The sequence below is a fragment of the Rhizobium leguminosarum bv. trifolii WSM2297 genome (assembly GCF_000271845.1).
The window spans coordinates 78,401-90,138 of sequence record NZ_JH719392.1 but is presented as its reverse complement, the minus strand read 5'-3'; the positions used below and the strand labels follow the sequence as shown (position 1 = coordinate 90,138).

Below are 11,738 nucleotides of genomic sequence, written 5' to 3'. Positions count from 1 at the left end.
ACTATTTTTTTATGAGATTGCCGGCGGTGCATTGGGGTTGGCCTCCTGCTCGAAGCATCGGGCCACCTTTTGCTGGTGGATGCCGACCGGCCGGGAGAGGAGGCCAGGGTTTACGGCTGATGCGGACCCTTCCGACAGCCAGTCGCCGTGATCAGCCAGCGCAATCCCGTCAATAGGACGATGGGGAAATGAGGATCTGACCGCCGTGACCGGTAACTCACCACCAGTTGCAAACAGCTCCATGGTCTGGCGATAAAATTCGAAAACGATTGGATTGGTCGCCTTGAACCAGTTGATCATGTCGGTACCTTTGCCTTGGGAGGGCGAGGACGAGCGGCAGCTCGACGGGTCCGGGATTTAAGGTCCTGTAATTGACGCCGACTTACATCTCAAAGAAAAAGCCCCGCGGTTGTTGCGACCGCGGGGCTCTTTGACGCCTGACCAGGGAGAGTAGGTCAGGCAGCCTTGACTTTACTGGATGTGCGCGCCCATTCGGGCAGCCAGTTGCCGTGGGTGGCGAGCAGGTCGTCGACCAGCGACCAGATCTGGTCGAGGTCGAGTTCGGCCGCCGTGTGCGGGTCCATCATCGCGGCGTGGTAGATGTGTTCGCGATTTTCGGTCATCAGCGCCTGCACCGTCAGTTCCTGGACGTTGATGTTGGTGCGGATCAGCGCAGTCAGCTGCGGCGGCAGGTCGCCGATGAAGGTCGGCTGGATGCCGGAGGCGTCGACCAGGCAAGGCACTTCGGCGGCGCAATTTTCGGGCAGCGAGGTGATGCAGCCGTTGTTGCGGACATTGCCGTAGATGACAGAAGGTTCGCCGGTCCAGACCGAATTGATGATTGAGGAGGCATATTCCTTCGACGGCTTGACCTCGATCTTGTCGGCCGAGCGATAGGCCTCGGCCTGGCCCTTCCAGCGTTCGATCTGCTCGATGCAGCGCTTCGGATATTCATCGAGCGGAATGCCGAATTTCTCGATCAGGTCGTCACGGCCTTCCTTGATGAAATAGGGCGTATATTCGGCGAAATGCTCCGAGCTTTCGGTGACGAAATATCCCAGCCGCGTCAGCATCTCGTAGCGCACCTTGTTCGGGCAGCGCGGGTTCCAGCCGGGCTTCGGCGCCCTGCCCTCGCGATAGGCGCGCAGGAGATCGGGATAGAGGTTGCGGTAGGAGCCGTCGGCCTGGCGATGCTCGAATTTGAGATAGAAGGCCATGTGGTTGATGCCGGCTGCGCGGTAGCGGATTTCCTCGTAGGGGATGTCGAGGTCATGGGCGAGCTCCATCGCCGTGCCCTGCACCGAATGGCAAAGGCCAACCTGGCGGATCGTTGGGTATTTTTCCGATATCGCCCAGGTGTTGATCGCCATCGGGTTGACATATTGCAGCATGATCGCCTCGGGGCAGACGGCGAGCATGTCCTCGCAGACCTTCCAGAGATGCGGCACGGTGCGAAGCCCGCGCATGATGCCGCCGACGCCGAGCGTATCGGCGATCGTCTGGCGCAGACCATACTTCTTCGGCACCTCGAAATCGGTGACCGTGCAGGGCTCATAGCCGCCGATCTGGAAGGCGACGACGACGAAATCGGCGCCTGACAGCGCCTTACGCTGGTCGGAATAGGTCTCGGCCTTGGCCTTGACCCCGAGCGTCGAGATCAGCTTGTTGACGACGATTGCACTTTCTTCCAGCCGCTGCGGATTGAGATCCATCAGCGCGATCGTCGCACCGGATAAAGCGGGACGCTGCAACACGTCGCCGATGATGTTCTTCATGAAGACGGTGGAGCCTGCTCCGATGAATGTGATTTTGGGATTTGCTGCCATTATAGCCTCCGGCATTCGATAATCATGCTACCTCGAAAGCGGCCTTGACGAGCCGTTCGGTGTAGGCGGTCTTGGGATGGGTGAGAACTTCGTTGACGGGCCCTTCTTCGACGATCTTGCCATGCTGCATGACGATGACGCGATGGCAGAGGGCTCGCACGACCTTGAGATCGTGGGAAATGAAGAGGTAGCTGAGACCCCGCTCGTCCTGCAGCTTGCGCAACAGTTCGATGATCTGCGCCTGGACGGAAAGGTCGAGTGCGGACGTCGGCTCGTCGAGCAGGATGAATTCCGGCTCCAGCGCGATGGCGCGGGCAATGGCGATGCGCTGGCGCTGGCCGCCGGAAAATTCATGCGGGAAACGCGACAGGATATTGCCGGGCATGCCGGCGGCAATCAATGCCTCCCGCACCCGGTCCTGCCGTTCGCTCCGGTTGGCGCCCAGACTGTTGACGACGAGCCCTTCCTCGATGATCTGGCCGATCGTCATGCGTGGATTGAGCGATGAGAACGGGTCCTGGAACACCACCTGCATGCGGGCGCGAAACGGCCGCATCTCGCCCCTGGAAAGCCCGTGGATCGGCTGACGGTCGAAATGGATCTCGCCTGCCTGCGGTGTATTCAGCCGCAGGATCGCCTGGCCGAAGGTGGTCTTGCCAGAGCCGGATTCGCCGACGAGGCCGAGCGTTTCGTGACGACGCAGCGTGAGGCTCAGGCTGTCGACGGCTACAAGCTCGCGCATCTCCGGCTTAAGAAAAGTGCCGTGGCGCATCATGAAGCCGACGCGCACGCCCTTGGCATCGAGGATGACATCCGACCCCTCCGGCAGCGGATTGGCCTGGCCACGCGGCTCGGAGGCAAGCAGATGCCTGGTATAGGCGTGCTGCGGATTGGCAAACAGCGCTTCGGTGACATTGTGCTCGCGCACTTCGCCATGCTGCATCACATAGACGTAGTCGGAGAACTGCCGCACCACGGTCAGATCGTGGGTGATGAGGATGACGGCCATCCCCAGCTCTTTCTGCAGGTTGCGGATCAGATTGAGGATCTGCGCCTGCACGGTGACGTCGAGTGCCGTCGTCGGCTCGTCGGCGATCAGGACGTCGGGATCATTGGCGAGCGCCATGGCGATCATCACGCGCTGGCGCTGGCCACCGGACAGCTGATGCGGATATTGCATCAGCCGTGCGGCGGGATCCGGGATCTGCACATGTTCGAGCAGTTCGAGTGCGCGCTTTTGCGCATCCCTCCGGCTCATCCGGCGATGGACGCGGATCGCTTCGACGATCTGGCTGCCGATCGTATAGATCGGGTTCAGCGAGCTCATGGGCTCCTGGAAGATCATCGAGATGCGGTCGCCGCGCAGCTTGCGCCGCGCCCGCTCGGAGAATTTGAGGATATTATCGCCGTCATAGGCGACCGTCGAGTTCGCGGCGACGACGGCGCGCTTCGAAAGCAACCCCATCACCGTTCGCGCCGTCACCGATTTGCCGGAGCCGGATTCGCCGACGATCGCGATCGTCTCGCCGCGATAGAGCTGGAAGGAGACGTCCTTGACGGCTTCGACCATGCCGTCCTCGACCTTGAAGTTCACCGCCACATTGCGGGCGTCGATGATCGGCGTGTCCGAGCGGCCATCATGGTCGTGGCGGACGGGCGGGGCGAAGGAATTGACCAGTGCGAGAGCCATATCAATCACCTCAATAAGGATCGACTGCGTCGCGCAGTCCGTCGCCGAGCGCATTGAAGGCGAAGACGGTGACGAGCACGAAGCCGACGGGAGAGAGAATCCAGGGATAGGAGCCGATGACCGAATAGGTCGCCGTATCCTGCAGCATCAGTCCCCAGGAGATCAGCGGCGGCTTGACGGCAAAGCCCAAGAAACCGAGGAAGGATTCCAGCAACACGACACTCGGTATGTGCAGCGTCACCGCAACGATGACGTGGCTCATGACGTTCGGGAAAATATGCTGCATGATGATGCGCTTGTCGGTGGCGCCGACCGCCATCGCCGCCCGGACATAATCGATGCGGGCAAGCGCCAAGGTCTTGCCGCGCACCTCGCGCGACATCTGCGCCCAGCCGAGCGCCGACATCACGACGATGACGAAGGCGAGGAAGACGTTGGTCGGCGCCGTCACCGGGATCAGCGAGGTCAGCGCCAGATAAAGCGGCAATTGCGGGAAGGCGAGCACCAGTTCGACGAAGCGCTGCAGCCAGACGTCGAAAGTGCCGCCGAAATAACCCGACACCATTCCGACCGTCGTGCCGATCAGGGTGACGATGAAGACGACGGTCAGCGCGATCGTCAGCGAGATCCGCGAGCCGATAATGGCGCGCGACAGCACGTCGCGGCCGAACTTGTCGGTGCCGAGGAAATGCACCGGCTGGCCGTCGGTCGAACCGAAGAAATGGCGGTCGGCCGGAATGAGGCCGAGCAGCTTATATTCGGCGCCCTTGACGAAGAAGCCGAGCAGTCGCGGATTGTCGTAATCCATGCCGACGATCGGCTGGAAGGTGACGGGGTCGAGTTCTTCGGAATCCGACAGCGCATAGACGCGCGGCTGGAAAACGAAATTGCCGTCCTTGTCGTGGAAGCTCATCACCTGCGGCGGCGCGAAGCCGACATCGGTCGCCTTCGGATCCATCGGCGCGAAGAAATCGGCAAAGATCGCCATGATCAGCAGCAGCCCGACGAGCACCAGCCCGGCCATGCCGGTCCAGGAGCGCCGCAACCGGCGCCAGACGAGCGCCAGATAGCTCTCATTGCCATGCGAAGGCTTCTTGATCGCAAGTTCGGTTGTGGGCGGGGTGGCCGAAGAGTCGAAAGCAAGCATCTCAGGCTCCTCCGTATTGGCGCACGCGCGGATCGAGCAAGGCGAGCAGCATGTCGGCGATGATATTGCCGACGATCAGCGTCGCCGACAGCACCATCATGAAAGTGGCGGTGACATAGACGTCGCCGACCGCCATCGAGCCGACGATCGCCGGGCCGACGGTCGGCAGTGCGAAGATGATCGCGGTTTCGATCTCGCCGGTCAGCATATAAGGCAGGACCACACCCTGGTACATGACAAGCGGATGCAGCGCGTTCGGCACCGCATGGCGCATCACCACCGCTGCGCCGGTCAGCCCCTTGGCCTTGGCCGTCTCGACATACTGCGCATTCAGCGTATCGAGCAGATTGCCGCGCATGACGCGCATATTGTAGGCGAGCCCGCCGAAGGTCGCGATCGCGACGACCGGCCAGACATGGTGAACGAGATCGACGAATTTCCCCCAGGACCACGGCGCACCGCCATATTGGGGCGAGAAGAAGCTGCCGATTTCGGAAACGTTGAACTGGAAGACCAGGAGATAGACGATGATCAGCGCCATCAGGAAGCGCGGCACCGTCATGCCGAGGAAGGAAATCCCCGAAAGCGCGCTGTCGATCCAGCTGTATTGGCGCGTCGCCGCCCAGATGCCGAAACCGATGCCGAGGACCGAGGCGAAGATGTGGCAGACGAGCGCGAGAAGCAATGTGCGCGGCAGGCGCTCACCGACGACATCGGCGACCGGCTTGTTGTAGAACATGCTGTATCCGAAATCGCCGCGCGTGACGATGCCGCCGATCCAGTTGACGTATTGGACGACCATCGGCTTGTCGAGGCCGTGTTCGACGCGGTAGGCCTGGGCCTGGGCTTCGGCCTGGGCGTAGGAGGCGCCGCCCTGATTGATCAGCTGCGATCTTATATAATCGGCATAGTCGCCAGGCGGGGCCTGGATGATCGCGAAAGTCACCACGCTCAGAATGAACAGAACAGGGATCGCGGAGGCTATGCGCACGAGCAGGAATCGTAACATCGGACGGTTCGCTTACCTTGCCGCCGGTCGCTCCTTGTCGGCGCGGCCGGCTTTGTTGGTCATATCAGGCCGCGCGCCACGCGCGGCCTGACTCTCATTTCAGCTGGGAGGGAACTCTCCAGCGCCGCATCATCGAATGCGACGCGCCTCTGTATCAGGCATCAGTTGATCGGGCCCTTGTCGCCGGGTTTGCCGGGCAGCTGCTCTGGGAACAACTCGTATTTGCCCTGCTTGTCGGCAGCCACCCACAGGCGTTCGCGGATCACCGAATCTTCGGCCCAGTTGAACATCATGATCGGCGTCCCCTGCGGCACGTTCGAGAAGCGCTTGTTGACGATCAGCGCGCCCGGATATTCCGTCAGACCGACGGTGTTGACGTGCTCGGTCGAGATCTTCTGATACTGCTTCATCAGGTTGACGCGGTCGTCGTTGTCCTGGCTCGTCCTGAACTTGTTGACGACGTCGACAAGCTCATTTTCGAACGGCATCAGATCGAGCTGGTCATCCTTGCCGGCGCGATGGTGCCAGCTGGTGCGCGGACCGACAGGGGCAAGCTGCTCGGTATTCTGCACCACCGACGACAGCTCCGTCGTGTTGCGCTGGATCAGCCAGTCGAAGCGGCCGGCATAATGGGCATCGTCACGCTTGGCGCCGTCGAGCGCGTTGATGACGATCTTCAGGCCGAGCTTCTCCATCTGGCCGACGACACCTTCTGCAAGGCTCTTGTCGGTCGTGTACTGATTGTTGATCAGCATGACGATTTCGACATCCTTGCCGCCCGCCGTGCCGGCCGGGAAGTTCACGATGCCGTTGCCATCGGTATCCTTGAGGCCTGCCTTGGCGAGTTCCGCCTTGGCGCCCTTGAGATCGAAGGGATAGTAGACGGTGGAGTTGCGGTCGTAGAAGCTGGTGCCGGAGGAAAGCCCGCCCGGATAGATCGCGGTGAACGGCCCCTTGACCAGCGAGTCACCGATCGCCTTGCGATCGAGCGCCATGGTGACGGCCTTGCGGAAGTCCTCATTGCGGTTCAGCTCGCGGATCGCCTGGCCGCGCTCATCCGGGTTGCCCCAGCCGTTGGCGGAGAAGTTCATGCGCAGGTTATAACCGATCAGCCGCGGGCCGAAGGCAAGCCGGGCCGGCGCGGTCTTTTCGGCGGCACGCTTCAGCGAGGCGACGAAGTTTTCCGGCTGCTCGAGGTTGGAGAAATCGGCGGAGCCTGCCACGGCCTGAACGTCGCGGTCGGCCCAGGTCGAGAGCTTGTAATGCAGCTCGTTCAGATAAGGCAGCTGGTTACCCTTCTCGTCGACCTTCCAGTAGTAGGGGTTGCGGCGCATGACGATGATGTCGTCGGAACGATATTCCACCGGCACCCAGGCGCCCATCACCGGCATGTTCATGAACTCCGGCGGAAAGGCGTTCTTGAACTGGTCGTAGGTGTTTTTCGAATATTTCGGATGCTGGGGTTTGAGGATATGCGACGGACCCGGGCAGAAGTTCGGGTAGGACATCGTGTAGAGATATTGCTTCGGGAAGGCCTCCTTGAAGGTCCATTCCACCGTGTAGTCGTCGATCTTCTTCAGCGTCGTGCCGACACCGAAAGCCTCAGGCGATGCACCGCCGCCGAGCGGCGAGACGTTCGGGTCGACGACTTCGTCATCCCAGTAGAACATGATGTCGTCAGCATTGAACGGAGCGCCGTCCGACCATTTGGCACCTTCGACCAGGTGCATGGTCAGCTTGTGACCGTCTTCCGACCAATCCCAGCTCTTGGCAAGGTTCGGCAGCGGCTCGGTGTCCTTGGCTTCCACCTGGAACAGCGGCGCGGTGCGCGTCAGGCATTCGGAAAGGCCGATATCGATGCCGCCCCAGCCCTGCGTCTGACCGGCTCCATAGTTCCAGCCTTCCGGCCGGCCGCCGATGACATGGCGCATCGTATCGCCGTAGACGCCGATGCCGTCGGGCATATTGCCTGTCTTGAAGACCATCGGCTCCTTCGGCAGGCGGTCTTTCACCGGCGGCAGCTTGCCGGCGGCGACGAAATTCTTCGTGACCCAATCGGGCTCGTGATATTCGGGCAGCGCCTTGAACTCCAGGATGGAGTCGCGCGCCACATATTTGATCTTGCCTTCGGCAGGGAATGCCGGCGGCACCGGCGGCACGGTTGCCTCAGAGGCATATGCATTCAGCGCCAGGACCGAGACGCCGAGCGCCAGTCCTGCCAGAATGCCAAGGTTACGGAATTTCATCATCGTTTCTCCCTCTTGTTCCGGAGCGCGGATCTCACGGGCTCCTTTTCCTCGAACGACATGAAGGCGGGCCGGCGGCCCATGGATTTCCCTCCCGGAAACCCATGACGACCCCTCCTTTACGAAAATCAGACGGCCTGCTTCAGCGCCGCCTTTTCCGCGCGCAGCTCTTCGATCGAGCGAACGTTGCGGCGCGCAGCTCCCGCCCAATCGCGGGTCTGCACCTTGGATTTCGACAGCCGCTCCTTGGCGGCCGGCACAGCATCGGCATATTGCGGCAGCCAACGCGCCTGGGCAACGACCATCTCGTCGACCATCTGCCAGACTTCTTCCGGCGTCGATACGGCTCCAACAAGCGGATCGTGCAGCACGGCAAGCTTCAATAGGTCGATGTCGCCTGTTATGGCGGCATGCACCGACATGCGCTGGACGTTGATCGAGGCAATGCAGGTGGCGGCACAAGCTTCCGGCAGCGTGACGCCCGAGACCATGTTGATGCCGAAGCGGTCGACGAAACCAGGCGATTCGATGATCGCATCGGCCGGCAGGTTGGTGATGACGCCATTGTTCTTGACGTTGAAATGGCCGCGATAGACCCGGTTCGTCTCCAGCGCCTCGAGGATATGGCTCGCATGTTCGTTCGAGCGCTTGGCCGGATCGATCGGCTTTGAGGCGGATTCCAGGAATTGCGGGAATTCCGTCTCGAACCAGTTGCGGGTTTCGGTTGAATGGCGGAGATAGCCGCCAGTCTCGCCGTGGATCCAGTCGGACATGTCGATCCAGCGGGTAATTTCCTCCGGCCGCTTGCGGTACCAGGGCAGGTATTCCGAAAGATGGCCGTTGCTTTCGGTGGAATAGACGCCGAAACGCTTCAGCACGTCGATGCGCAGCTTTTCCTGCTGCGAATAGACCGGATGCGCCTCGAAAGCGGCAATCAATTCGTCCTTGCCGATCTTGCGACCGTTGAGGCGCAGGTCGATGAACCAGGTCTGGTGGTTGATGCCGGAGCAGACATAGTCGAGCTCACCGAGCGACTTGGCGCCGAGCACTTCGGCGATCTGTTCGGCGCCATGCTGGACGCCGTGGCAGAGACCAACGGTGTCGACCTTGCCATATTCGATCGCCGCCCAGGTGTTCATCGCCATCGGGTTGGCGTAGTTGAGGAATTTGGCACCCGGTTCGGAGACCTCTCTGATATCCTTGCAGAAATCGAGGATGACCGGGATGTTGCGCTGGCCGTAGAGGATGCCGCCGGCACAGATCGTATCGCCCACACACTGATCGATGCCGTATTTCAGCGGAATGCGGATATCGTCGGCATAGGCTTCGAGGCCGCCGACCCTGACACAGCTGATGATGTAGCGGGCGCCGGTCAGCGCCTGGCGCCGGTCGGTCGTCGCCGTGACCTTGGTCGGCAATCCGTTCGCTTCGACGATCCGGTCGAGGATCGCCTTGATCATCTCCAGATTATGTTCGCTGAGATCGGTCAGCGCGAATTCGACGTCGCGAAACTCCGGAACACACAAAATGTCGGTAAACAGCTTCTTGGTGAATCCAACACTGCCCGCACCGATAATAGCGATTTTGAAACTCATGATCTTCACCTCGACCCAATCGAATGCTACAGAAATGACGGCCACGGAGGACCAGGCCGCATGCTGGCGCATGGGACTGAAAAAGCCGAAAAACTGTCTGTTTTCCTCCCGGCCGCTCTTTCGGCCGTCGTCTCTTCTCTGTTTGTCGAGCGGGATTATGCCCGAAATCGGCAGGGCGACCAGAGAAGGATTATGCTTTCAGGGGTAATTTTGTGCTGCAGAATTTGATTGCCAACGGACAGTCGATGAGGACGGTTTCGCTGCCCCGCGGCCGCCAACGATTGCATGCCATGCCGACCAGCTCCGGCTATGAGGTGCGCGAGAACGAGCCCTATGACTGGGACGGCCGAAGGCGCGGCCAGACGCCGTTCACCGTGCTGCAGCACACGATCAGCGGCACCGGCCGGCTGCGCTACCAGAATCGCAACTATCGGCTCCAGGGCGGCGACACGCTGCTGGTGCTCGTCCCGCACAATCACCGCTACTGGCTGGAGAAGGGCGACCGCTGGGAATATTTCTGGATTTCGATGAATGGCGAGGAAACGCTGCGCATCCACCAGCTGGTACTGTCGACCGCCGGGCCCGTGCTGAAGCTGCAGTCATCGACGATCGATCATCTCGCCGATTGCAGCCTGCGCCTCGTCACCGGGGCGACCTCTCCGGGTGCCGCCTCGGCGATTGCCTATGAAGCGGCGATGGCGCTTTACGACGACGTCTTCGGCTCGCCGGCCTTTGCCGCCGAGCTCAGCCTGATGCAGCCGGTGATCGACCATATCAACGCCAATCTCGAAAAGCCGCTGCCTGTCAGCGAACTTGCCGGCATCGTCGGCCTCAGCCGCGCGCATTTTTCGCGCAGTTTCGCCGAGAGCGAGGGCATGCCGCCGGCCGAATTCGTGCTGCAGCAGCGCTTGCAGCGCGCCGTCAAGCTTTTGACCAAGGCCGACTTTCTGCCGGTCAAGGAAGTTGCCATCATGTGCGGCTTCGAGGATCCTAATTATTTCTCCAAGGTCTTCCGCCGGGTTTACGGCACCAACCCAACGGAGTTCCGCACGACCGGCATGTATGCCAGCATCGGCAAGCTGAGATAGCCGGCGGTCTGTTTCTGCTGCCGCGCGCCCTCCTCCTCAGGCCCGCACCTCGAACACCATGTTGAACGGAGTTTCCGTCGCACGGCGGAAATGCTTGAAGCCGGCGTCGAGCGCCACCTTGCGCAGCTTCATTTCTCCCGCCTGTGCGCCGAGCCCGAGCCCCACTTCCTGGGAGAGCGATGCTGGCGTGCAGATCATCGTCGAGGCGCCGTAATAGACGCGTCCAACCGGATTGAGATTGTCCTTCAGATGATCATGGGCAAAGGGCTCGACGATCAGCCATGTGCCGTTTGGAGCGAGCGTTTCCTTGACATGCCGGCCGGCGCCGACCGGATCGCCCATGTCGTGCAGGCAGTCGAACATGGCGACCATGTCATAGCTGCGCCCTGGAAATTCGGACGCCTTGCCCTGCTCGAAAGTGACGCGGTCGGAAACGCCAGCCTCTTTTGCGGCGGCCTTTGCTCTTTCGATCGAGGGCCCGTGATAATCGAAGCCGGTGAAATGCGACGCGGGATAAGCCTGCGCCATCAGGATGGTCGATGCGCCGTGACCGCAACCGACATCGGCGACGTTGGCGCCGGATTTGAGCTTTTCTTCGACGCCTGCGAGAGCCGGAATCCATTCGTTCACCAGATGGCTGTTGTAGCCCGGACGGAAGAACCGCTCGGTTCCCCGGAAGAGGCAGTTGCTGTGCTCATGCCAACCGAGACCCTTACCGGTGCGGAAGGCATCTGCGACCTTCGGCTCGTCCATCCACATGGATTGCACGACCTCGAAGGCGCCGACGAAGAAGGCCGGGCTGTTTTCCTCGGCAAAGACCATCGCCTGCTCAGCCGTCAGGCTGAACCGATCGGTTTTTTCATCGTAAGCGACATAGTCTGCCGCCGCCTGAGCGCTCAACCATTCCCTAAGATAACGCTCCTTCACCCCGGTCTTGGCGGCCAGCTGCTCTACGGTCAGCGGTGTTCCGTCGGCCATCGCCTTGAAGATCCCCACCTTGTCGCCAAGCACGACCAAGGCACCTGACACGGCGGCGCCGACATCGCCGATGAGACGACCGACCAGCGCATCGAGTTTCTGCATATCCGGCTCACGCATTGTTACCTCCCAGCGTGACAAACGCCTGTAGATTAGGCT

Annotated in this window: 9 protein-coding genes; 1 reads left to right on the top strand and 8 read right to left on the bottom strand. The window is 61.1% G+C overall.

Going from position 1 to position 11,738, the window contains the following annotated elements:
• Positions 1-9: 9 nt before the first annotated feature.
• The 7 genes from RLEG4DRAFT_RS00430 to RLEG4DRAFT_RS00400 form a co-directional block, all read right to left on the bottom strand.
• Complete coding sequence (locus RLEG4DRAFT_RS00430; protein WP_003574469.1) at positions 10-300, bottom strand: hypothetical protein; 291 nt, start codon at positions 298-300, stop codon at positions 10-12.
• A gap of 155 nt (positions 301-455) precedes the next feature.
• A complete protein-coding gene (locus RLEG4DRAFT_RS00425; RefSeq protein WP_003574468.1) occupies positions 456-1,826 on the bottom strand; it encodes an alpha-glucosidase/alpha-galactosidase in 1,371 nt (456 codons plus the stop codon).
• A 22-nt stretch (positions 1,827-1,848) separates the two neighbouring features.
• Positions 1,849-3,516 carry an ABC transporter ATP-binding protein gene (locus tag RLEG4DRAFT_RS00420; RefSeq protein ID WP_003574466.1) on the bottom strand — a complete coding sequence of 556 codons (1,668 nt, stop codon included), beginning with the start codon at positions 3,514-3,516 and terminating at the stop codon, positions 1,849-1,851.
• A 10-nt stretch (positions 3,517-3,526) separates the two neighbouring features.
• Positions 3,527-4,663 (bottom strand): ABC transporter permease, encoded by a 1,137-nt coding sequence (locus RLEG4DRAFT_RS00415; protein ID WP_003574464.1) that lies wholly within the window; start codon positions 4,661-4,663, stop codon positions 3,527-3,529.
• A gap of 1 nt (position 4,664) precedes the next feature.
• Positions 4,665-5,672: an ABC transporter permease gene (locus RLEG4DRAFT_RS00410; RefSeq protein ID WP_003574463.1), complete on the bottom strand. Its 1,008-nt coding sequence runs from the start codon at positions 5,670-5,672 to the stop codon at positions 4,665-4,667.
• Between the two features lie 161 nt (positions 5,673-5,833).
• The gene (locus RLEG4DRAFT_RS00405) at positions 5,834-7,921 is read right to left on the bottom strand and encodes an ABC transporter substrate-binding protein (RefSeq protein WP_003574461.1); all 2,088 of its coding nucleotides are present in this window, start codon (positions 7,919-7,921) and stop codon (positions 5,834-5,836) included.
• Between the two features lie 125 nt (positions 7,922-8,046).
• Positions 8,047-9,513 (bottom strand): alpha-glucosidase/alpha-galactosidase, encoded by a 1,467-nt coding sequence (locus RLEG4DRAFT_RS00400; RefSeq protein ID WP_037093108.1) that lies wholly within the window; start codon positions 9,511-9,513, stop codon positions 8,047-8,049.
• Between the two features lie 245 nt (positions 9,514-9,758).
• Between RLEG4DRAFT_RS00400 and RLEG4DRAFT_RS00395 the strand changes: the two genes are divergently transcribed.
• Positions 9,759-10,601, top strand: coding sequence for an AraC family transcriptional regulator (locus RLEG4DRAFT_RS00395; RefSeq protein WP_037093105.1), 843 nt, complete (start codon positions 9,759-9,761; stop codon positions 10,599-10,601).
• A 36-nt stretch (positions 10,602-10,637) separates the two neighbouring features.
• Here RLEG4DRAFT_RS00395 and RLEG4DRAFT_RS00390 read toward each other — a convergent pair whose 3' ends face one another.
• The gene (locus RLEG4DRAFT_RS00390; RefSeq protein WP_003574456.1) at positions 10,638-11,699 is read right to left on the bottom strand and encodes a class I SAM-dependent methyltransferase; all 1,062 of its coding nucleotides are present in this window, start codon (positions 11,697-11,699) and stop codon (positions 10,638-10,640) included.
• Positions 11,700-11,738 lie beyond the last annotated feature (39 nt).

Excerpts from the sequence above, each read along its gene's own strand:
- RLEG4DRAFT_RS00415 (WP_003574464.1), bottom strand. The coding sequence starts at position 4,663 with ATGCTTGCTTTCGACTCTTCGGCCACCCCGCCCACAACCGAACTTGCG.
- RLEG4DRAFT_RS00400 (WP_037093108.1), bottom strand. The coding sequence starts at position 9,513 with ATGAGTTTCAAAATCGCTATTATCGGTGCGGGCAGTGTTGGATTCACC.
- RLEG4DRAFT_RS00395 (WP_037093105.1), top strand. The coding sequence starts at position 9,759 with ATGAGGACGGTTTCGCTGCCCCGCGGCCGCCAACGATTGCATGCCATG.
- RLEG4DRAFT_RS00420 (WP_003574466.1), bottom strand. The coding sequence starts at position 3,516 with ATGGCTCTCGCACTGGTCAATTCCTTCGCCCCGCCCGTCCGCCACGAC.
- RLEG4DRAFT_RS00405 (WP_003574461.1), bottom strand. The coding sequence starts at position 7,921 with ATGATGAAATTCCGTAACCTTGGCATTCTGGCAGGACTGGCGCTCGGC.
- RLEG4DRAFT_RS00430 (WP_003574469.1), bottom strand. The coding sequence starts at position 300 with ATGATCAACTGGTTCAAGGCGACCAATCCAATCGTTTTCGAATTTTAT.
- RLEG4DRAFT_RS00390 (WP_003574456.1), bottom strand. The coding sequence starts at position 11,699 with ATGCGTGAGCCGGATATGCAGAAACTCGATGCGCTGGTCGGTCGTCTC.
- RLEG4DRAFT_RS00425 (WP_003574468.1), bottom strand. The coding sequence starts at position 1,826 with ATGGCAGCAAATCCCAAAATCACATTCATCGGAGCAGGCTCCACCGTC.
- RLEG4DRAFT_RS00410 (WP_003574463.1), bottom strand. The coding sequence starts at position 5,672 with ATGTTACGATTCCTGCTCGTGCGCATAGCCTCCGCGATCCCTGTTCTG.